Origin of the sequence: Chryseobacterium piperi (assembly GCF_002285635.2) — a bacterium.
GTDB classification, from domain to species: Bacteria; Bacteroidota; Bacteroidia; order Flavobacteriales; family Weeksellaceae; genus Chryseobacterium; species Chryseobacterium piperi.
In genome coordinates, this window is sequence record NZ_CP023049.2 from 1,914,427 (window position 1) to 1,935,969 (window position 21,543).

The window sequence follows — 21,543 nt, forward strand, 5'->3', positions numbered from 1 at the left end:
GATTTCAGATGATTACAAAATCTTGGAAACTTCATTACAAAGCCATTCCAATAACTCCCGATCTTCAGCCGTAAACGGATCTATCTGGTGGGAATCGATATCGATCTGACCAACATTTTCGCCATTCTTAATAATGGGAACTACAATTTCCGCTTTGGTATCAATTGAGCAGCTTAAATAGTTGCTTTCCTGTTTAACGTCAGGCACTACAAAAGTTTCGTTAGAAACAGCAACCTGACCACAAATTCCTTTCCCAAAAGGGATGATGGTATGATCTGTTTCAGCACCTACGTAAGGGCCTAAAATAAGTTCTTCTTTATCTCCATTCTTAAAATAGAAACCTGTCCAGTTGAAATAAGAAATTTCCTGATCCAACAAATGACAAACTTTTTGAAGCTTTTCTTCTGTATTATGTTTCGGGCTTTCAAGAATAGAAGAAAGCCTTTTCTTTAATTCTGACATTATATTATTGTTTTAAGAGAATTGTTTTAGCGAAAGCTCTTCTTTATATCCAAACATTCCGCGTTCTTTGATCATTTCTGCAACACCTTCCGGAACCTGTGTTTCCCAACCTTTGATGCTGCATGCTATTTTTCTTAAGATCTCTCTGGAGTAAATTTCCAAGAACTCAGGATTGTAGTTTTTAATATCCACAATACGATTGTTCAGCTTAAAATACTTATAAAGTTCTTTTAAATTTTCTTCCACTTTAAGATTTGATGAATCTAACAATTCATGGTTTTCAGGATCCTTGTAAGGATAAAGATAAACTCTCATTCCGTTACGGAAGAATTTTCCAAACGCTTCAAGAATTCCACCTGACAGGTTTTTATAATACTTTTCATCGAATACCATTAAAAGATTATTTACTCCCATGGCTACCCCAATATTCCCTGAAGTATATGAAGCAAAATAATCGATCAATCGATAATATTCTGAGAAGTTAGATACAATTACGGTATACCCTAATTTACCCAGGATATCAACTCTATCCATAAAATCCCTTTCATCAATATCACCGTCCGCTCTAAGATTTGAAATAGTAATCTCTATCAGAATTTCAGTTTCATCCTGAGTACAAGCTGCATCCTTCATAAACATATCAATACCATTTTGAAGCATGTCAATATTTACTTTAGTTACCGGTCTGAAGCTTCCCCGTACTGCAAAAATATTTTTCTTATATAAAATATCAGCCGGCAGCATATTGTTTCCTTCCGAATTGAAAATCACCGCATCAGTCATATTATTTTTAACCAATTGCAGAGACATCAATCGGTTATCCACATAAGCAAATGCAGGACCACTGAAATCAATCATATCGATTTCAAGATTATCAGTAGCTACATCATCGTATAAGGATTCTATTAATGTTCTCGGATTGTCGTAGTAAGTAAAAGCGCCAAAAATAAGGTTTACCCCCAGGTTACCCAATGTTTCCTGCTGTAATGTAGCATCGTTTTCTTTGAATTTTACATGAATTACAATTTCGTTGTAATCTTCATTTTCTTTAACCTGAAAACGGATTCCTACCCAGCCATGGCCTTTAAGCGTTTTGTCGAAATTAATCGTCGTTACTGTATTGGCATACGAAAAAAACTTTCTGTTAGGATTATTCTCTCTGGAAATTCTTTCTTCAATCAACGCTACCTCATAACGGAGCATCTTACGAAGTCTGTTTTGAGTAACATATCTGTTTTTCACCTCTTTTCCATAGATCGCATCACTAAAATCTTTGTCATAAGCAGACATTGCTTTGGCAATTGTACCGGAAGCCCCTCCTGCTCTAAAAAAATGCCGAACAGTCTCCTGCCCTGCTCCAATTTCTGCGAAAGTACCATAAATAGTAGGATCTAGATTAATTGTTAATGCTTTTTGTTTAGGAGTTAGTTTCTGATACATTAGGACATTAAATTTTTTGTAAATTTACCAAAATAATACCAACCTCAAAACAAATGAAGTTGAAATTTTTAGGAACTGGTACTTCCCAGGGTGTACCCGTTATTGGCTGTACATGTGAGGTCTGTACTTCGGATAATCCAAAAGACAACCGCTTACGATCTTCTGTAATGATTACCACGGAAGAAAATAAAAAAATACTGATTGACTGTGGCCCTGACTTCAGGCAGCAAATGCTGGTCAATCACGAGAATACAGTAGATATAGCCCTTATCACTCATGAACATAACGACCATATTATTGGTCTCGATGACATGCGCCCGCTTATTTTTAAAACCGGAAAAAATGTACCGCTCTACTCCAATCAAAGAGTAGGAAACGAGATTAAAAAACGTTTTCCTTATGCTTTTGCCAATGTAAGGTACCCGGGTGCTCCCGCTTTTGACCTGCATGAAATTGAAAATGTTCCTTTTCATGTTTTGGATACAGAAATTACTCCAATCGAAGTAATGCACCACCAGATTATGATCTTTGGTTATAAGTTTAAAAAACTGGCCTATATCACAGATGCTAGTTTTATTCCTGAAAAAGAAAAAGAAAAATTAAAGGATCTGGATGTCCTCATCCTTAATGCCATCAGAAAGTTCGACCCTCATCCGGCCCATTTTATTCTTCCGGATGTTATTAAACTTCAGGAAGAACTAAAACCTAAACAATTATTTTTAACCCATATCAGCCATCATTTTGGATTGCATGATGTTGAAGATAAATTACTTCCACCAGGAATGCACCTTGCCTACGATGGTTTGGAAATAAATTTTTAAATAAAAGTTCAAAAAAAGTTTTTAAACTTTCAGAAAAAGTTTCTATATTTGCACACCAATTTAAAGCAAGCCCAGTTGGCGGAATTGGTAGACGCGCTAGACTCAAACTCTAGTATCGAAAGATGTGCCGGTTCGATTCCGGCACTGGGTACAAGACCGGAAAAAGGTGATTATTCACTTTCTTTCCGGTTTTTTTTAGCTCCTCAACTTATTTTAATCTGGTAGATATTAGGAAATATAATGCTTTTACATTGAGTACTTAATATATCCCCCTCCATTTTATTTTAAAATTTATTACAGATCATAAGTAACTGTGGTATAATACAAACCTCCTATGGCAGGTCCTCCTAAAAATGAATTATAATAGGTATTAGTCAGGTTTGTTGCGCCAATTTTTATCCCCATTTTTGACTGAATGAGTTCATAACTTATTTGAGCATCAAGCGTTCCGTAAGATTTCACATTACCATTCACTAAAAAAGATCTCCAATAGAAACTACTCTGACGTCTGTAAGAAATGTTAAAGCCAAAACCCTGGATTAGATTTTCTCCTGAAAAAGAAATGTTCCCCATCCACTCAGGTGTGTTAAAACCATCTTCAAAACCATCATTATTTTCAGTACGGCTTAGCTTAGCGTAGGATACATTTCCGCTGAAAGTATAATGATTCCAAAACTGGTAAGACAACCCCAGACTGGCTCCAAAATTATAAACCTGGCTTTGTGAGTTGGTATACATCCTGTAACGGCTCTGCTTACTTCTGTCATTAAGATATGCTGGGATTAATGATGGATCAGTTGTATTAGGCACATTCATTTCGACCTGTGCTATAAAGTTATCGTATTTATTAAAATAAAAATCAGCATCCAGCTTCAAACTTTGCTTCAGGAAAATTCCCTTATATCCTACTTCAAAAGAGTTGATATTTTCCGGTTTTAGATAAGTATATGTATTTTTAACGAGAAGAGATTTTCGTTTTTCTATAGCATCAGAAAGTGGCGTTCCATTATTAAAATCATTAGTCACTGCTGCCTGAAAACTATCAATAGAACTTCGTAGGTATGCATTCTCAAAAACACCGTTTGACATAATCTTTAGTCCGCCTACTCTTTTTACCCCTCCACTGTTTACATTAGAAAAAGCTTCGAAAATACTTGGAAATCGGGATCCGCTCTGAAAAGACATTCTTATACTTTGTTCTTTAGTGGGAGTTACAACTGCGGTAATCCTTGGATTATATTTTATATCAAAATAATCATTCTTATCTGCTCTTAGTGTTGCTGATAACTTTAGTAAACCGTGAAACAAATTTTTACCAGCCTGTACAAAACCTCCGGTTTTGCCATAACTAAACGAATCAAAAGATTTGCCTTCAGCAGGGTTGATAAAATAGTTACCGTCAGGATTAATCAGGTAGGATTGATAATCTGCACCCACCAGCAAATCTAATCCTGTATTTTCTCTAAAGTCAGTTCCTAACATAGCGCTAACATCTAACTGTCCTTCAGCATGTAACAGCTTATCTCTGACGCGTAGAGCAGCTCCTTCATCCCAATTATTTATATCCGCAAGTCGGCTAACTTCATTCTTAAATAATGCAGTTCCAGGCTGTAATCTTCCATTATCAGCTACAGCCCGTGCCTGATTGAGTGCCTGCACAATGCTCATACTAGGATTGGCTATTGCACTGTTAAAAGCTGCTGAATAATCAGCATACCAAGTATTATCCGACTTGAAACTTCGATCAAGATTCTCAGCTGCAGATCGAAGGTTAAATGATTTACCTGTATTCTCGCTGGTCAAAAAAGCCTTGATCTGAAAAATATCATTTTTAAGTTCAACTGCATGTTGTTGAAGCAGATAATCTTTAAGTGCAAAACGGTTAGCCCTTTGATAAATATTATCCAAATTTGCAAAGCGGTAGGTATATGCCAACATAGTTTTAGGTCTTATTTTATAGTATAAACCAATATCCGCTTTAATATTTTGTATGTTGTAATCCGTAATATCCTTTTCGCTATATCCCGTACGGGCTACCACGTAACGTCTGCCATCAAGTGTAAGCGTACGACGGTTAGACGATTCATTTCCATAACCATTTACAGGATCATAAGCTGGATTATCAGGCCCTCCCGGAATACCCAGGTTTGCATTCGCAGCAGCATTCAAATCCGTGCGATCATCAGCTATCCAGTCTGAACCTTTTGAGAAAGTACCATTCAATTTAAAAGCAAAACGATCAGATACTTTTTCGGCAATCCGAATACTGTTTTCCGTGAATAGAGTGATATTCGACTGATTGCCATCTACATGATTAACCCCTGTTTTTTGCTGTACTGTTATCCCACGATGGACAAAAGGATCTTTCGTAATAAAATTGGCAAGGCCGTTTACTGAATTCAGCCCATAAAGTGCTGATGCTGTACCCGGAATAATTTCAACTCTTTCAATATCCAGATCACTGGGTCCCATCGCGTTTCCGATAGGAGCTCCAATATGAGGTGCCTGATTATCAAAGCCGTCCACCAATTGAGTAAATCTGACATTAGTTGTATTGGCAAAACCACGCGTATTAATTATTTTGAAACCTAAACTTGGAACTAACATCTGCACTCCTTTCACATTTTCGAGTGCATCAAAAAATGAAGGTGAGGCACTTTTCTTAAAATACAAGCTATTAACAGACTCGATACTTACCGGAGACCTCATAATGCTTTCTGATATACGCGAAGCAGATATGACAACCTCATCTAACGTTTGAATTTTGATCGTATCACCTGCAGGTTTCTTCTGTGCGCGTACTATACATGCACCAAAGCACATGAAGAAAAGAGGTAAAGAAGTTGATAAAATTATCTTCATAAAATTCTAAACATAATTAATGATGTAACAAATACCATGATATCAACGGTTTTTCACATTAAAAGCAATTTATTCTACCATTCAATTTAACAGTCTGATTTGAGAGGGTTTCCTTGAACACAATAGTTTTACCAGCAATCACCTTTTATTAAAGTCTATTGTCATTTACAAAATTACATATCCAATTTCAGAATCTCATCATGGATTACTGTTTCGAATAGTGATTTAATTATAATCTTTTCAAGTACTAAACCATAAATGAAATCATATAGATATAAATGTCATCTGCTTTTACGCTATTTCTTCTTTGCACTGGACAAATAATAATGCCACAGCATCATAGAGGCTACCGATCGAAAGGGCTTCCATTGTTCGCTTACTTCAAGTATTTCCTCTCTTGAGATTTTTGGTGGAAGCTGTTTCAAACGTTTTAAGGCATTGACAGCAGCAAGGTCTCCGATGGGAAAGATATCTGTTCGCTGAAGGGTAAACATCAGATACACATCAACTGTCCAATTCCCAATTCCTTTCAGGCTCACCAATGTTTTACGGGCCTCATCATTGGACATTCCTGATAACTCCTTAAGGTTGATCTCATCATTTGTTATTGCCTCTGCTAAGCCTCTGATATAAATCGTTTTTTGACGGCTTACGTAACATGCTCTCATCTCTTCATCAGTAAGCTTTAAAATATTTTCAGGAGTAATCTCTCTTACTTTTTCTTTTAGCTTATTTAAAGCAGCTAAAGCAGAGGCCAGCGAAACTTGCTGTTCTAAAATAATATGAACAAGTGTTTCAAAAGTGTTTTCACGCGTCCACATCGGCGGATAACCATGGTTGTCTAAAATTCCTTTTAAATCCTGATCCTGTCCGGCTAAATACTCACATAGCTTATGGAAATTGTCAAGATTAAAAGTTTTTGTTTCCAATATTGAATTCATAACTCCCTATTTTCATATTAAATTTAAAATAAAGACGGCATTCTAAAACCCTTCTCCAAATCAAGCAAAATCGATTTGTTTTCCAGGCCTCCTGCAAAGCCTACCAATTTTCCGGATGCTCCCACTACTCTATGGCACGGAACAATAATGGATATCGGATTTTTATTCAAAGCTCCGCCAACTGCACGTACCGCTTTTATATCACCGAGAATCTTAGCCAGTTCCCCATAAGTTTTTGTCATGCCATAAGGAATTTTCAGTAAAGCTTCCCAAACTTTGATCTGAAAATCAGTCCCTTTAAAGTCAAGCGGAATATCAAAAATCCTCCTCTTGTTCTCAAAATATTCTTTTAATTCTGCTTCAGCCTGTAAAAGTACGGGATGCAAATCTTCTCTTACAGGGGCGGAAAGCTTGGTTCTTTTATAGTCCTCCCCTTCCCAGAGTACTGCCACAAGACCTTGATCCGAAGCAATTACCCTGATCAGTCCGACAGGAGACGGAACATCTTTATACATTAATTTTTTATCATCCATAATTTAAGTTTTGATTATTGTTTCGCTTACTGATTTTGTGCCGGGGAGCAATTGTAGCATAAGCCCTACAATTACAACACAAATCAACAGGCAAATGACTCCAAAATGATAAGCCGTCTGCCAGCCATCTTTTGAAAAGTAAAAAAATACACCTCCGATTATACTTACTCCCAATGCAGATGCCGTCTGCTGAAAAGTTGAATAGATTCCCGCAGCCGCACCAGCATATTGAGACGGTACATTTTTGAGAGCGATATTTAGTAATGAAGGGAGAACAAGTCCGTTTCCGAATCCCCAGACACCCATTAATCCAATAATCAGCCAGGTATTGATTCCTGGTTTCCAGAGTGTCATTTGAAGATAAAATGCAATAAATAGAATAACAACTCCTACTTGTAATATTCTTTTTCCGAATATAACGATCAGTCTGGACGCCATTAAAGAAGATAATATAAATAAAATTCCCGGGATAATAAAGTACAATCCGCTATCCAGAGCTGAAACACCCAATCCATTTTGTAAATAAACCGCACTGAGTAAGAGATATGCCGTATGCAGCATAAAATGGAACAATACGGCAACCAATCCGATATTGAAATCTTTTATTTTAAATAATCTGACATCAATTAAAGGATTCCCGTTTTTGGAAAGTTTAATTTTTTGATTGTAAATAAAAAAGATAAAGAGAATAACAGATAGGATCAGCAAAACAAAGCTCCACAATGGCCAACCCGACTCACGTCCCTGTATCAGAGGATAAATAAGTGAGAATAATGCCAAAGTTAGAATTACTATTCCTGTATAGTCAAATTTTGTAGTCTCATGTTTGGGTGTTTCAGTGAGATATTTATGCGTTGCCCAAAGTGTTATAACCCCAATTGGAAGATTGATAAAAAACACCAATCGCCAACCATCTATCAACCAATGAGTGTCTGATAAATACCCTCCTAACATTTGTCCGATGGCCGCAGCAGTTCCAAGTGTAATCCCATACAAGCCAAAGGCTTTTGCACGTTCTTTGGTATCGGTAAAAAGCACTTGTATGAAAGCAATGGTTTGTGGAACCATAAATGACGCGCTAAGTCCCTGAAAAATCCTTGTCACATTCAGTTGAAAAGCTGATTGAGAGAGGCCGCATAAACATGAGGCAACGGTAAACGCAAACATTCCCCAAAAGAAAACTTTTTTCCTTCCGAAATGATCTCCTGCCCTACCTCCTGTTATAAGAAAAGCTGCATAACCAAGCAAGTATCCTGCAATCACGAACTGCATTTCGCCATCGGTCGCATGAACTCCTTTTTTAATGGTAGGTATGGCAACATTGATGATGAATACGTCAATTACAGAAAGCAAAGGCGCAGCCAATACAATGATCAGCTCCAGCCACTTATTTTTTACATCTTTCATTTTAGATCAGTTTCTCAATGATTTTTTTTGCAAACTGGATTTCGTCAGTTTTTTTAAATACGGAAGCCGTAACGATAGAACCTTCAAGCATAACATAAATCGTTTCAGCCAACTCTTCATCTGTCAAGACTTTCTTGTGACCTGAATTTTCAACAAGTGTCTTAATAAATTCTTTACTATGAACCTTTGTTGACTGTATTTCAGCCAAAACTCTAGGATCACTTGTTCCTGCTTCATCATTTACTTTAATGAACGGGCAGCCCCCAAACTGCCGGACTTTCTGCCGTTCCATATGATAATCAAAAAGCGCCAGTAGTTTACCTTTAGGATCTGTGATTTTATTTACATAAGCTTCTAATCTGCTAAACCACAGCTCATGCGTACGTCGAACATAGGCAATTAACAAATCTGTTTTTGTTTCAAAATGCTTATATAAAGACGCCTTGGCAATATCAGCTTCTTCAATGATCTGATTAATGCCGGTGTTATTGTAACCCTGTTTATAAAATAAGTGGTCAGCAGTATCCAATATCCTGTCGATGACGACTTGTCCTCTCTGTTTCATTTGACAAAGATAAAACATAAATAGACAGAATTGTCTATTTATGTTTTGTGTTTTTTTCTATAACCTAGATATACGACATCAAAAATCTGTTCAATAGGTGTTCTCATACTGAGCATTTTTAATTTTAAATATATCTTTGTAAAAACATTAAATAATGAAATTGCTGTTGTCGTTTCTACTCATACTACTGATTAGTTCTTGTATAGGAAATTCTGATTATGATCCTAATCCTTCTCCTAAATCAGTTATAAAATCAACTCAATATTATGTATATAAATCTATTACGAAAAAAAATGGGGTAATAACCTTTACCAATATGCATGATGGTACATGTACGGCAAAATCATATTATCAAATTAATCAATATGAAGATTTTAATGAGGTAACTTTTGTATCCTACTCAACATGTAATAATTTTCAAACATTAAAAGGGACTTATAGCAGTCCCAACGCAAGCATCATCCTTAATGGAATTATTTATACAGCCTTCATTAATAAAAATGAATTAACTGTTTCGAAAATCGATACTGTTATGGAAGATACTTACGAGGAGATTACGATTGCAAGAAGCAAATAAGAGTTCATTACCAAGGAAGACAGCTCTCTTTTTTTAATACTAAACACCAATTTCAGCAATCTTTAAAGTTTAAAAAACACTGAAATTACACACCAAACTCACTGTTTAATGAATAAAAAAGTCCATATTAATTAAATTTAATCTCCTAAAAGTAAAACTAAGCTTCTAAAAACAAACACATTAAATCAATTCATGATATACGTCATATCCCTGATAGAGCCTATTACAACACTTTTTTAAGGTGAATATGTATCTTTGGAGTGAATTAATAACATTATGAAGAAACTTATTCTACCAATTACAGTATTGGTTTTATCAACTATGAGTGTTGTATCTTGTCGTGAAGAATCGATTGAAGAAACTCAAGCCATCTCAAAAGAATCATTAACATCAAAAGGAATTAATCCTGTTGTTGCTGTACCTTCCAAAAACTTAAATTATGATGAAGTATTTGTTGGGGGTAAAAATATGTCAGCTGCTCAGAAAGCAAACGCTACGGTTACTTTAAACAGCGATCAAATGGTAGTAACAACACCTAGCAAAACATTTATTGGTGGGCTTTACAACTCTACCACATTGGATAATCTATCTTATGTTCCTATTACGTATCCTACTAAACCCATTACTGTATCATACTCATTTCCTTCAGATTTCGTAGTGGATGTTATTCAAAAGCCTTCATTATCCAGTATGAGGGCATCTGTGATTAAAGCCATGAAAAATGCTAACTTTAGTGGTCAGCAATCCTTGTCATTTGATTATAATATTAAACAGTTTTCTTATTATAACGAACTTAAAATCGCTTTTGGAGCCAATGTGAATATTGGTAGTATTTTCAGTATTGATATCAGTGGAAGCAACAATAAAGTAAAAAAAACCACTGGGATATTTGCTAAGTTTACACAAAAGAACTTTACCATCGATATGGATATCCCTGATAATGGGAACATTTTCAAGAACGAATCCGATTTAGCTCTTGCTGCTTCCAAAAATCCTGTTTATATCAACTCTGTTACCTATGGAAGGCTTGGAATCATCTCCCTGGAATCTAATTACTCCTATGATGAGACTGCTTTTGCGTTGAAAGCAGCATTAAATGCTAAAATGGTTAACGGTTCATTAAGCATTGATATCCAAAGTAAAAAAATATTGGCAGAATCTGAATTAAATGTTTACGTCGTTGGAGGAAAGGGAGCTGATGCTGTACAGGTTGTAAAAGGTTATGACAAATTTATTGAATTCATTGTAAACGGTGGTCAATTCACTGTTGAAGAACCTGGAGTTCCAATCTATTTCTCAGCATCTCACGCAGGAGACAATTCTGTATATTATACTACGTTCACTGTCGAAAAATAACCATGAAAAAACTATTATATGTAATGGCAGCCATCTCTTTGGTTGCTTTAGAGAGTTGTGCCAGTGATCAAATTAAACTAGGTGATCAGGAGCAGTTTGCCCGCTCCCCACAGCAAGTCATTAATATCACATCGTTTGGAACCTCCCCTGCCATACTTTCTAAAAATAAACGCAATATCTTTGCTAAAGGTACTACTGATGAGGACGAATTCACAGAAACGAAACAGTTTGAATCATCAGAATCTGTCGTTTTACCTCATTTACAAATGTATATTTTCCCGGGATCTCTGTTGAAGGGAAATTCTATACAAAATATGGACTTCAAACCGATCAGTGCATCTGTGAAACCGGTTACCGTATCTTTATCCATTCCTGCACTGAATAAAAAAACGGCGTTTACGATGGATAATCCATCCTTATCTGCAACAAGACAGTTTGTTCAAAATTATATTCAATCTGCAGATTTTACACAAAACGGAACACTAAGTTACAGTATTGAGCAATTTACGTCTTATGACGAGCTTAAAGTAGCTTTTGGGTCTAATGTAAATACAAGATCTTTGTTTGGAAAAAATTCAACATCTACGAATATTGAAGAAGGAATGATTTCTAAAAGGACCGGATTCTATGTGAAATTTTACCAGACTTCCTTTACCTTAGATATGGATCTTCCGAATGGTTCATTAATTAATGATTCCAACATTGATACAGGTGGTGTTGAGCCTGTATATGTAAGCTCCATTGCTTATGGAAGAATGGGAGTATTATCTATTGAAACCAACGAGCAGACTGAGACCGCAAGAAAAACCATCAACGAAAGCTTTAATAAACTCTTTGTAAAAGGGGAAAGCTATCTGACTCAGGAAGAAAAATCATTTTTAGACGGAGCAGATTTTAATCTTTATTTAATTGGAGGTAACGGAGTTACTGCAGCACAATCATTTAAAGGATTTGAGGCCTTTGTTAATCATGTTGCCAAAGGAACCTTCTCAAAAAGCCAGCCGGGAGTCCCTATTTTTTGTACTTATTCTTATTTAAATGATAATTCACCAGTTAAAACAACATTTAAATTTGACATCAAAAAACCGCCGGTATATGTAAAAATGGTTCAGGAAAATATGGTAACCAGCAGCCGTAACAAGAATATCGACCTGAAACTTTATTTCTATTCAAGCCGAAGCCAGACCAATATGATTGCACCTCCAAGTATTAATTTCACTATTAATAAAGTTCTTACTACAGGAGTAAAAACCCCTCCGATTACAAGTAACGCCGGCTGGAACTATACTGAAGTAACCGAACCTATAGTTCTCCAAAATGCAGGAATGAATACCAGTATGAGTCTCCCAAACATGCCGTTACACCGGGAGCAGGGACAATGTGTTCCAAGGGGAAGATTCGGATGTGAATATTTTGCAAGCCGTACAGAATCCTATAAATATACACTCACACCGAGCAGTAACCATACGTACATCGTTATTGATTAATTCTATTCATCATGAAAACAGTCATTCATTTAGTCATCCTGATATTCGCTTTCGCGTCATGCAGCAATACCGATAATATCGACGAGCCCCAACCGGCAGTTAAAAACGTTTATCAGTTCACTTATAGCAAAAGTAATTATTCTGTAAAGGATATTACCTTATACAAAGGTTCCACAGGAGAGAAAAGCCACCCCAATGAAACGTATTTAAAAAATTATTGGGATATCCAATTAATCCCATGGGAGAAAATAAGTGTTGATGTGAAAAAGAATCTCATTTATCTGAATACAGGAACATCGGCTGAAAAAAGCTATTCTATAGAGAGAAAAAAAGATTCTTTATTTATTCCTGACAATAATGAATTGACATATATTGGTTTATTTAATCAAAATAATAATTCTTTACAGATAAGAAGATCATTTAGAGTGTCGACCAAAATGCCTCGTGAAAATTCAGGTCTTATCCATAGCAAAAGAAACATTATAGGGCTCACCCGATACCAGGATATGTTTTATAAGTACGGAACTTTTGAATCCCCTGCAGGGATGACTGAACCAGATGATGAAGTTTTATGGAGCAATATCGATTACAATTATCAATCTTTATAATATCCGGTATATCCGGATTTATAATCATTTTATTTATTTTAGGTACTAATAACCCCTCTGAAATCTTTCAGAGGGGTTATTTCTTAAGAAATAACCCCTCTGAAATCTTTCAGAGGGGTTATTTCTTAAGAAAATTGAATTTTCATGTTTCTGCAAAGAAAGAATAAGTCTTATTGATTAGATCACCAAAAGATCGACAAACTCATTAACATTAAGATCGACAAGCTTTTCATATTCCAAAGAATTCTCCAATACCTGTTTTTGTTGTTTTTCAGGATAAATACGGGCCAGATTCACTTTATATTTTTTAATTAATTCAGGAATACCTTCATCTCTTCTCCTTTTGTGCCCTATCGGATATTCGACCACTATTTCGTCCAAAATAGATCCGTCATTTAATTCTACTGTTAAAGCATTAGCGATTGAACGCTTTTCCGGATCGTGATAATCTTTGGTAAACTGTATTTCTTCCACACACTCAATTTTGTCACGAAGCACATCAATCCTTGGGTCAGAAGCAATAGTATCTTCATAATCTGCAGCAGTCAGTCTCCCGAAGATAAGCGGCACTGCCACCATATATTGAATTGCATGATCACGGTCAGCAGGGTTATTTAACGGGCCTTTTTTATCAATAATACGAATGGCCGCCTCGTGAGTACGGATGGTGATCTTTTTAATATCATCGGCAGTTTTACCTAATTCCTTTAACTTATGATGGAACGTCATTGCTGCCTCTACAGCAGTTTGAGAATGAAATTCTGCAGGAAAGGAAATTTTGAACAATACATTTTCCATTACATAAGAACCATAGTCACGCTGAAATTTAAATTCATTTCCTTTAAACAACACATCATAAAAGCCCCATGTTTTAGCGGTAAGTACTGACGGATATCCCATTTCACCGGTCTTAGCAATCAATGCTAAGCGTACTGCTCTGGAAGTTGCATCACCTGCTGCCCATGATTTACGACTTCCCGTATTAGGAGCATGACGATAGGTTCTTAAAGACTGTCCGTCAACTAATGCTAATGAAACAGCATTGATCAGCTCATCACGTGTCAATCCTATTAATCTCCCAACAACGGCAGTTGAAGCCAGCTTCACTAATAGTACATGGTCCAGACCTACCCTATTGAATGAGTTTTCAAGAGCTATTACCCCTTGTATTTCATGGGCCATAATCATTGCCTCCAGTACCTGTTTCATTTTTAAAGGCTCTTTTCCTTCCGCAATATAAGCCCTGGACAACCAATCGGCAGTCGCTAAAATCCCTCCTAAATTATCCGAAGGATGTCCCCACTCTGCAGCTAACCAGGTATCATTAAAATCCAACCAGCGAATAATAGTTCCAATATTAAAAGCAGCCTGAACCGGATCCAATTGAAATTGAGTTCCCGGTACTTTAGCACCATTCGGAACAATTGTTCCTTTGACAATAGGCCCGAGTAATTTGGTACAGGCAGGATATGTTAAAGCTTCCAGCCCACATCCGATCGTATCTAAAAGACAGTAGTGAGCTGTTTTCCAGGCTAAATCATTCTTGATTTCGTAATTCAATACATAATCTGCAATATCTGTTAATACTTTATCCGGTTGCGGTCTTTCATTTGAAATGTGTGATGACATCTTTTTATTTTTAAATTTTATTATTATATATCTGTTGAATTGATTGATTATCGGCTTCCTATAGGAACAAAATCTTTATTTTCAGGCCCTGTATAATTGGCACTTGGACGGATAATTTTTCCATCCTGTCTTTGTTCGATGATGTGTGCACTCCATCCTGTTACTCTGGATACGACAAACAATGGGGTAAACATTAAAGTCGGAACCCCCATCAAATGGTATGACACTGCTGAGAACCAGTCCAGATTAGGAAACATCTTTTTCTCTCCCCACATAATCGTCTCCAATCGTTCTGCAATATCAAAAAGCAACATATCCCCTTCTTCTTCAGAAAGCTGTTTTGCTACTTTCTTAATCACTACATTTCTTGGATCAGAAATGGTATAAACCGGATGCCCGAACCCTATGATTACTTCTTTATTGGCAATTCTTTTGCGGATATCTTCTTCCGCTTCATCAGCAGAATTATAACGGCTTTGAATATCAAAAGCTACTTCATTTGCTCCCCCATGTTTAGGACCTCTTAGCGCCCCGATCGCTCCTGTTATAGAAGAATAGATATCAGATCCGGTTCCGGCAATTACCCTGCTCGTAAAAGTAGAAGCATTAAATTCATGTTCAGCATAGAGATTCAATGAGATCTGCATTGCTCTCACCCAGGAATCAGATGGTTTTTTACCATGTAATAAATGTAAAAAGTGTCCGCCAATGGTATCGTCATCTGTTTCAACCTCAATCTCTTTTCCATTATGGGTATAATGATACCAATATAAAAGTGCTGAGCTGAATGAGGCTAATAACTTATCTGCGATATCCCTTGCTCCGGCCACATTATGATCATCTTTCTCAGGCTGGATCGTACCTATGGCAGAAACAGTTGAACGCATAACATCCATTGGATGTGCAGCCGCAGGAATATTTTTTAAAATACTTTTTACGGAATGAGGCAGGCCTCTTAACGATTTGAGTTTGGTTTTATAAGTATTGAGCTGTGATTGTGTCGGAAGATGGCCATAGATCAACAGATAAGCTACTTCTTCAAACTCTGCTTTTTCAGCCAGATCCAGAATATTATATCCACGGTAATGCAGGTCATTCCCGCTTTTACCAACACTGCAAAGTGCAGTATTTCCTGCTGCTACGCCTGAAAGTGCTACGCTCTTTTTAGGTTTAAATGTAGGTTCATTATTCATTGACATTTTTGTTCTTTTTAAAAAGGTTATCTAGTTTTTGTTCATAATCATGGTAATTGATACTCTCATAAAGCTCATCACGGGTCTGCATGGTATCCAATACATTAGCCTGTGTCCCGTCTTTACGAATATGTTGATATACATTCTGAGCAGCTTTGTTAGCAGCACGAAAAGCAGAAAGCGGATATAGAACCAAACCCACTCCTGCTTTTTTCAGCTCTTCAACAGTATACATTTTGATCATCCCGAATTCAGTAATATTTGCTAAAACAGGAATCCCGGTCGCATCTACAAATTTTTGATAATAGTTTAAATCGGGAACAGCCTCCGCAAATATGAAATCTGCTCCGGCTTCCTTATAAGCAACTGCACGTTCAAGTGTTCGTTCCAATCCTTCGTTGGCAAATGCATCTGTCCTTGCTCCAATCACAAAATCGTCATCAGTTCTGGCGTCAACAGCCGCTTTTAGCCGGTCAACCATCTCCTCTTTACTTACTACTTCTTTACCAGGTCTGTGTCCACAACGTTTTGCTCCTACCTGATCTTCAATATGTAAGGCACCCGCACCCGCCTTAATCAGAGATTTCACTGTTCTGGATACATTAAATGCCGAAGGACCAAAACCTGTATCTACATCTACCATCAACGGCAGCTCACATACATTGGTTATCCTTTGAATATCGATTAATACATCTTCGAGGGTTGTAATTCCCAAGTCGGGAACACCTAAAGAACCTGCAGCAACTCCGCCTCCTGAAAGATAAATAGCATTGAAACCTGCCTGCTGAGCCAATAATGCATGATTAGCATTGATAGCTCCAACAATCTGAAGAGGATTTTCTTTTTGCATAGCCTCCCGGAACCGTAATCCGGCTGACTTTAAATTGGCATTTTTACTCATCTTAATATCATTGTTCGTTTAATGTTTTTAACTCACATACTATCAACAATTTAAAAAATAGTTTTTTTTTAAATTGTTTAAACTAATCCAACGACCTATAAACCTTGATGAATGGTTGATGATAAATACCTCACTTTGACAATTAATCAGTAATAGTCAGATAATGTGACCGTATGATCACCAACCCTTTTAATGTCTATAAATCATTATAAAAAGCAGTTGATAACTTCACAATACTTTGTAAGAGAGAAAATTATGGAAAGGAGCAATACGGCAGAACTATAGATATACCTGTATTTTTGCAATACATGCGGTAAACACTATCTCTGCATCATGATCATACAACCATATCAATACTGGTGCATCATCAAAACGTATCATACCTGACTATAAGCTTCAGATCGCGAAAGCATCGTCAATTCGAAATAGGCAGGTCTCCTGACTTGTAACGATTTTTATCGTCCTTCCCATTCGCAAAAACGAACAGTGGACCTTGATAGATAAAAACCTTTTTGAGTGTTACTTACAGTTGCGCGACAGTTCGTGATTTACACACGATTCCCTTTTAATACCCAGCTAAGTGTAACCAATTTCGGTTGATAAAGAAGTCTAACTAAACTCCTTGGTCGTAAATATAAGTATTTTATCCAAACACGTATATAATAATCCCCTAACCTATGTTAGGCAAATATAATCCCCTAAAAATGTGCTTGTTAAAAATCATTCAAATGGATAGATCATCAAAAAACAGAGAATATTAATCCTAAAAAAATTCCCTACAAGGAGCAAGCTCCCTCTGCTTTTATTATTTTTTATAGAAAGCTAAGTATCCATCACGGTCGAAATTATTCCGGTAAAAGCTTCCTGGCTTTTTCACCGGCCTTTTGTAGAGACAGGACGTTTTTGGTATTAATGCGATCTGCAAATATGATTCTAAAATAGTGACTGAATTGATTCCCGAAGCCAAATATTTCACCCGGAGTAAATAAAATCCGGTGAGTTTCGCAATAATGATAAAAAGCATAGATATCCAATCTCTCCGGTAATCTTCCCCAAATACTATATCCTCCTGCCGGCTTATAAAAATGAGATCCATCCGGGAAATAATTGCTCAAAGCCTCTCCTATTGCTGTAGCCTGTTCCTGCAATTGTTTACGAAAGACTCGCAAATGTTTCTCATAGCTGTTTTCTTCCAGCAATTTAATCAATAACTCCTGATATATTGGAGCTACGGATCTGCCCAATGAAAATCTCAGCTTTTCTGCTTCCACATAATATTTACCCGGGTGTAGCCAACCCAGACGTATTCCAGGCGCCAATGTTTTGGAAAACGAAGAAAAAGTCATCACCAAACCTGATTCATCAAAATTCCGGATGCAGGAAGGCCTTTCTTCACCAAAATAAAGATCTCCGTAAATATCATTTTCAATAATCGGTATTTCGTACATCAAAGCAACAGATAAAAGCTCTTTTTTAATTTCATCTGTCATGAGAATACCGGTCGGATTATGAAAATTAGGCGTTACCACCAATGCTTTAATGTCATTTTCATTACATATTTTACGAAAATACGCTGTATCAAAACCGATCTCTTCATGTATAGGAATTTCTATCGTTTTAAGCTGGAGGTTGGCTATTACCTCCAATATAGAAAAAACACATGGACTTTCAACAGCAATAGTATCTCCGGGGCGGGTAACTGATGCCAAAGCAATATAAAGCGCCTGAAGAGCTCCGTCAGTGATAATCAATTCTTCGGAATTCAAAGCACAGCCATATTGCCTAGCACGGGATGCTATTAGTTCTCTTAGTTTTAATGAACCGTTTACCGGATAATAACGAAGAAGTGAAGCAGCCTTCTCCCGGATCACTTCCTGCATCTTTTTTAAGATAAGCTTTTGCGGAATCAGCAAATCAGTTGGAGTTGCCGCGTTAAAAGAACCATATTCGTTAGGTCTATTTCTTACCGATGTTAATTTTACATTTTTGCTGAATGTAGTCTCCTCTTTAATCTGTTGTTTCTGAGGTGATGACTGGGCAGTAGTAGCCTTCTTTAAGTCTGAAGCTACAAAATAGCCTGAACGTGGAATATTTTTGACCCAACCTTTGATCACAAGATATTCGTAACCACTCTGAACAGAGCTCATACTCAGACGGTACTCTTTTTTAATTTCCCTGATGGAAGGCAGACGGCTTCCCGGGAGTAGTGTTCCATTTTTTATCTTGTGTTCAATAACAGAAGTAAAAACTTCATATCTGTACGTCTGCATATGGGTTCGTCTTTTCATAACAAATGTACAGAATCTGCTTCTATCTAAAAAGAACTGTATCGATTGTATTTTACCAAACTGTATCGATACTTTGTATTAAGAATCCATAGCTTTGAATAAAAAAGAAGTCAATGGAAATCATATCAAAGTTCACCGTAGGATCAGATCAGGGAATTGACCAGCTTTTTGCTGTGATGAGACCTTATATCAGAAGTATATATAAGGAACATGTTTCTTCAGAAAAAATAGAAGAATATCTCAGCGAACATGTAGAATACAGAAAAATGATCAACACTCTCAATGATCTTTCTATTCAGCTGATCATGGTTTATGTGGATGATGAGCCGGTCGGCTATTGTCTTTTTAAAAGCGGCTCAGGTTATTCCGGCTCTCCTGAAGGAAAAAGAATGACTGAGATCATAGACTTTGCTATACTACCTGAATACAATACCCCTGAGGTACAGTTATCCCTTTGGAAGAAAAGCAGATCGGCAATCACATTTACAGATAGTATCTGGATTATCATCACTGAAAATGATTCTAGAATTCAGTTTTTTAAAGATCAAGGATTTCTTGTCAAGCAAAATACGTTGTTAAAAACATTTCCCCTGCCAGGTCACATCTATGAACTAGAAATAGGATAAAGTATTTGACAAATCCGAATTCCTCTTGTATGATATAAGGACATTTAAAATAAGAATACAAAAAAATAGATTTTAAATAAAATCAAGCGAACCATTAAGAATAGTATAGGATTAAAATCTATCTTAAGATTTTAATAGCACCCAATTCGTTAAAAAAACATTAATTCACAATTAATTCAAATGAAGCAATTTAATTAATTGTACCTTAGAGAAATATTTAATAGGTGGAGCTGCCGATATTTTGATTTTTAAGTTCTGTTGCCATTCGCTTCGCATTATGATATTGTTGTATAGATGGCGTGCAGCGTTTAATTCTTATTATTATGAATGGATCTCCATTTGATTTATCCGATACCACATATCCGGAATTTCTCACCCGATTTAAAACTTCACTTCATCATCTTTTTGACAAAGAAAATATAGATCAACTTAGTCTTTCCAGAGGGCTTCCTCCCAATGTATGGAAGGAAATCATGAATTTAAAGCCTCTTTCTGTAGCTATACCTAAAGAATTTGGCGGTCGTGGTGTAAAAGTAAAAGAATGTTTGGGGTTGTTATCCGAAGCTTCTTATGAATCACTTCCTTTATCCCTAACTTTCGGGATCAACATTGCCCTTTTCCTCGAACCTCTGGCAAAATATGGTCATGAATCTGCTAAAGCCGGTATTTTCAAGAATTTTTTAGATTATGGAGCAATGGGAGGACTAATGATTACTGAACCCGAATACGGAAGTGATGCCCTGAATATGAAAACTCAGAATGAGTTGGTAGGAGAAAGTTATCATGTAAAAGGTACTAAACATTGGCAAGGACTTACAGGAATGGCCAATTACTGGCTCATTACCTCCAGAAATCTAAATGCTGAAGGAAAATTATCGAGAGACGTCGATTTCTTTATTGCTGATACCCACCAAAGAGAGCAGAATATAGAAGTTCTCGAATATTATGATAACGCAGGGCTATACATGATTCCCTATGGATTAAATAAAATTGACATTAAGGTTCCGGAAACCAATAAACTGATCCAGGAATCTACCGGATTAAAAATGATGCTGGATATCCTGCACCGCAGTCGTTTCCAGTTTCCGGGAATGGGTATGGGGTTCTTAAAAAGAATGCTGGATGAGGCCACCCAACACTGTAAAGAAAGAATTGTAGGAACTTCCAACCTTTTCTTCCTGGACCAGGTTCAGTATCAGCTGGCAAAAATGCAGGCATTTTTTACACTTTGTTCGGCAATGTGCGCCAAAAGCTGTAAAGTAAGTGGAATAGAAAATGATGTTTCAGGAAAAGGAATCCACGCCAATAGCATGAAAGCTTTGGTTACTGATATGATGCAGGAATCCGCTCAAATGTATGTTCAGCTTTCAGGAGCAAAAGGATACAGAACATCCCATATTGGAGGAAGAGGAATTATGGACAGTCGTCCTTTTCAGATTTTTGAAGGGTCGAATGAAATGCTGTATACTCAAATTTCAGAAGGAATTCTGAAAGATATGAAAAAGAAAAAGACAGAACATTTCGGTGACTACCTCATTCTTAATGAACTGACTCAGGAAGGAGCTAAGCTCTATACTAAAGAACTCAATTTCAAAGTTGATACAGCTCTTTCTCAAAGAAAAATGATTGATCTTGGAAAAGTTATCGCAAGGATCATTATCATTAATGATTTACTGGAACTGAATAATTCGGGATTCAGCCAGGAACTTACAGACAATGCTATTCAGGTGGTACGTCAGGAAATGGTAAGCCTTCTTGCCTCGATGCACCATCATCAAAACCTTAATATGATGGAAGATACCAGTGAAAAAAGCAATTGGATGACCTTTTCGTAATCATTCTTCTCC

18 protein-coding genes, 1 tRNA gene and 1 riboswitch are annotated in these 21,543 nt (G+C 36.6%); of the genes, 8 read left to right on the forward strand and 11 right to left on the reverse strand.

All coding sequences use genetic code 11. The annotated features are described in order from the left end of the window. Positions 1 to 12 precede the first annotated feature (12 nt). Entirely contained in the window at positions 13 to 462 is a 450-nt protein-coding gene (locus CJF12_RS08310; protein WP_034683465.1) for a GAF domain-containing protein, read from the reverse strand. A gap of 12 nt (positions 463 to 474) precedes the next feature. Continuing rightward, complete coding sequence (locus tag CJF12_RS08315) at positions 475 to 1,902, reverse strand: hypothetical protein (protein ID WP_034683463.1); 1,428 nt, start codon at positions 1,900 to 1,902, stop codon at positions 475 to 477. Positions 1,903 to 1,955: 53 nt separating this feature from the next. Here CJF12_RS08315 and CJF12_RS08320 point away from each other — a divergent pair, with 53 nt between their 5' ends. Then, positions 1,956 to 2,723 carry an MBL fold metallo-hydrolase gene (locus CJF12_RS08320; RefSeq protein WP_034683462.1) on the forward strand — a complete coding sequence of 256 codons (768 nt, stop codon included), beginning with the start codon at positions 1,956 to 1,958 and terminating at the stop codon, positions 2,721 to 2,723. 69 nt (positions 2,724 to 2,792) lie between these two features. Next, positions 2,793 to 2,874: transfer RNA gene (locus tag CJF12_RS08325), tRNA-Leu, on the forward strand. A gap of 143 nt (positions 2,875 to 3,017) precedes the next feature. Here the strand turns inward: CJF12_RS08325 and CJF12_RS08330 are convergent. The 5 genes from CJF12_RS08330 to CJF12_RS08350 form a co-directional block, all read right to left on the reverse strand. Further along, positions 3,018 to 5,585 carry a TonB-dependent receptor gene (locus tag CJF12_RS08330; RefSeq protein WP_228379083.1) on the reverse strand — a complete coding sequence of 856 codons (2,568 nt, stop codon included), beginning with the start codon at positions 5,583 to 5,585 and terminating at the stop codon, positions 3,018 to 3,020. A gap of 296 nt (positions 5,586 to 5,881) precedes the next feature. Then, on the reverse strand, positions 5,882 to 6,526 hold the full coding sequence (locus CJF12_RS08335) for a DNA-3-methyladenine glycosylase family protein (RefSeq protein WP_034683461.1): 645 nt from the start codon (positions 6,524 to 6,526) through the stop codon (positions 5,882 to 5,884). A gap of 23 nt (positions 6,527 to 6,549) precedes the next feature. After that, the gene (locus CJF12_RS08340) at positions 6,550 to 7,059 is read right to left on the reverse strand and encodes a methylated-DNA--[protein]-cysteine S-methyltransferase (protein ID WP_034683458.1); all 510 of its coding nucleotides are present in this window, start codon (positions 7,057 to 7,059) and stop codon (positions 6,550 to 6,552) included. 3 nt (positions 7,060 to 7,062) lie between these two features. Continuing rightward, positions 7,063 to 8,466, reverse strand: a complete 1,404-nt coding sequence (locus CJF12_RS08345) for an MFS transporter (protein WP_034683455.1) — start codon at positions 8,464 to 8,466, stop codon at positions 7,063 to 7,065. Between the two features lies 1 nt (position 8,467). Then, on the reverse strand, positions 8,468 to 9,031 hold the full coding sequence (locus tag CJF12_RS08350; protein ID WP_034683453.1) for a TetR/AcrR family transcriptional regulator: 564 nt from the start codon (positions 9,029 to 9,031) through the stop codon (positions 8,468 to 8,470). A 154-nt stretch (positions 9,032 to 9,185) separates the two neighbouring features. On the opposite strand from CJF12_RS08350, the gene CJF12_RS08355 reads away from it, so the two are divergent. The 4 genes from CJF12_RS08355 to CJF12_RS08370 all read left to right on the forward strand — a co-directional run bounded on the left by CJF12_RS08355 (position 9,186) and on the right by CJF12_RS08370 (position 13,059). Next, positions 9,186 to 9,608 carry a hypothetical protein gene (locus CJF12_RS08355; RefSeq protein ID WP_034683450.1) on the forward strand — a complete coding sequence of 141 codons (423 nt, stop codon included), beginning with the start codon at positions 9,186 to 9,188 and terminating at the stop codon, positions 9,606 to 9,608. A gap of 276 nt (positions 9,609 to 9,884) precedes the next feature. Then, positions 9,885 to 10,964: a thiol-activated cytolysin family protein gene (locus CJF12_RS08360; RefSeq protein WP_034683447.1), complete on the forward strand. Its 1,080-nt coding sequence runs from the start codon at positions 9,885 to 9,887 to the stop codon at positions 10,962 to 10,964. A gap of 2 nt (positions 10,965 to 10,966) precedes the next feature. Continuing rightward, entirely contained in the window at positions 10,967 to 12,451 is a 1,485-nt protein-coding gene (locus CJF12_RS08365) for a thiol-activated cytolysin family protein (protein ID WP_051887245.1), read from the forward strand. A gap of 11 nt (positions 12,452 to 12,462) precedes the next feature. Then, entirely contained in the window at positions 12,463 to 13,059 is a 597-nt protein-coding gene (locus tag CJF12_RS08370) for a hypothetical protein (protein WP_034683445.1), read from the forward strand. Between the two features lie 177 nt (positions 13,060 to 13,236). On the opposite strand, the gene CJF12_RS08375 is transcribed toward CJF12_RS08370, so the two are convergent. The 4 genes from CJF12_RS08375 to CJF12_RS08390 all read right to left on the reverse strand — a co-directional run bounded on the left by CJF12_RS08375 (position 13,237) and on the right by CJF12_RS08390 (position 19,070). After that, positions 13,237 to 14,688, reverse strand: a complete 1,452-nt coding sequence (locus CJF12_RS08375) for a bifunctional 2-methylcitrate dehydratase/aconitate hydratase (protein ID WP_034683442.1) — start codon at positions 14,686 to 14,688, stop codon at positions 13,237 to 13,239. A 47-nt stretch (positions 14,689 to 14,735) separates the two neighbouring features. Beyond that, positions 14,736 to 15,887, reverse strand: a complete 1,152-nt coding sequence (prpC, locus tag CJF12_RS08380) for a bifunctional 2-methylcitrate synthase/citrate synthase (protein WP_034683440.1) — start codon at positions 15,885 to 15,887, stop codon at positions 14,736 to 14,738. Next, positions 15,874 to 16,782: a methylisocitrate lyase gene (gene prpB, locus CJF12_RS08385; RefSeq protein WP_034683437.1), complete on the reverse strand. Its 909-nt coding sequence runs from the start codon at positions 16,780 to 16,782 to the stop codon at positions 15,874 to 15,876. The genes prpC and prpB overlap by 14 nt, the downstream gene beginning before the upstream one ends. A gap of 411 nt (positions 16,783 to 17,193) precedes the next feature. After that, a riboswitch (cobalamin riboswitch) is annotated at positions 17,194 to 17,388 on the reverse strand. A 239-nt stretch (positions 17,389 to 17,627) separates the two neighbouring features. After that, a complete protein-coding gene (locus CJF12_RS08390) occupies positions 17,628 to 19,070 on the reverse strand; it encodes an aminotransferase-like domain-containing protein (RefSeq protein ID WP_034683435.1) in 1,443 nt (480 codons plus the stop codon). A 113-nt stretch (positions 19,071 to 19,183) separates the two neighbouring features. On the opposite strand from CJF12_RS08390, the gene CJF12_RS08395 reads away from it, so the two are divergent. Together CJF12_RS08395 and CJF12_RS08400 are read left to right on the forward strand one after the other, a co-directional pair. Continuing rightward, entirely contained in the window at positions 19,184 to 19,696 is a 513-nt protein-coding gene (locus CJF12_RS08395; protein WP_051887244.1) for a hypothetical protein, read from the forward strand. A gap of 323 nt (positions 19,697 to 20,019) precedes the next feature. Next, a complete protein-coding gene (locus CJF12_RS08400; protein WP_034683432.1) occupies positions 20,020 to 21,531 on the forward strand; it encodes an acyl-CoA dehydrogenase family protein in 1,512 nt (503 codons plus the stop codon). The last annotated feature ends 12 nt before the right edge of the window (positions 21,532 to 21,543 follow it).

Coding starts and splice junctions, on each gene's coding strand:
- CJF12_RS08310 (WP_034683465.1), bottom strand. CDS start 462: ATGTCAGAATTAAAGAAAAGGCTTTCTTCTATTCTTGAAAGCCCGAAA.
- CJF12_RS08315 (WP_034683463.1), bottom strand. CDS start 1,902: ATGTATCAGAAACTAACTCCTAAACAAAAAGCATTAACAATTAATCTA.
- CJF12_RS08320 (WP_034683462.1), top strand. CDS start 1,956: ATGAAGTTGAAATTTTTAGGAACTGGTACTTCCCAGGGTGTACCCGTT.
- CJF12_RS08330 (WP_228379083.1), bottom strand. CDS start 5,585: ATGAAGATAATTTTATCAACTTCTTTACCTCTTTTCTTCATGTGCTTT.
- CJF12_RS08335 (WP_034683461.1), bottom strand. CDS start 6,526: ATGAATTCAATATTGGAAACAAAAACTTTTAATCTTGACAATTTCCAT.
- CJF12_RS08340 (WP_034683458.1), bottom strand. CDS start 7,059: ATGGATGATAAAAAATTAATGTATAAAGATGTTCCGTCTCCTGTCGGA.
- CJF12_RS08345 (WP_034683455.1), bottom strand. CDS start 8,466: ATGAAAGATGTAAAAAATAAGTGGCTGGAGCTGATCATTGTATTGGCT.
- CJF12_RS08350 (WP_034683453.1), bottom strand. CDS start 9,031: ATGAAACAGAGAGGACAAGTCGTCATCGACAGGATATTGGATACTGCT.
- CJF12_RS08355 (WP_034683450.1), top strand. CDS start 9,186: ATGAAATTGCTGTTGTCGTTTCTACTCATACTACTGATTAGTTCTTGT.
- CJF12_RS08360 (WP_034683447.1), top strand. CDS start 9,885: ATGAAGAAACTTATTCTACCAATTACAGTATTGGTTTTATCAACTATG.
- CJF12_RS08365 (WP_051887245.1), top strand. CDS start 10,967: ATGAAAAAACTATTATATGTAATGGCAGCCATCTCTTTGGTTGCTTTA.
- CJF12_RS08370 (WP_034683445.1), top strand. CDS start 12,463: ATGAAAACAGTCATTCATTTAGTCATCCTGATATTCGCTTTCGCGTCA.
- CJF12_RS08375 (WP_034683442.1), bottom strand. CDS start 14,688: ATGTCATCACACATTTCAAATGAAAGACCGCAACCGGATAAAGTATTA.
- prpC (WP_034683440.1), bottom strand. CDS start 15,887: ATGTCAATGAATAATGAACCTACATTTAAACCTAAAAAGAGCGTAGCA.
- prpB (WP_034683437.1), bottom strand. CDS start 16,782: ATGAGTAAAAATGCCAATTTAAAGTCAGCCGGATTACGGTTCCGGGAG.
- CJF12_RS08390 (WP_034683435.1), bottom strand. CDS start 19,070: ATGAAAAGACGAACCCATATGCAGACGTACAGATATGAAGTTTTTACT.
- CJF12_RS08395 (WP_051887244.1), top strand. CDS start 19,184: ATGGAAATCATATCAAAGTTCACCGTAGGATCAGATCAGGGAATTGAC.
- CJF12_RS08400 (WP_034683432.1), top strand. CDS start 20,020: ATGAATGGATCTCCATTTGATTTATCCGATACCACATATCCGGAATTT.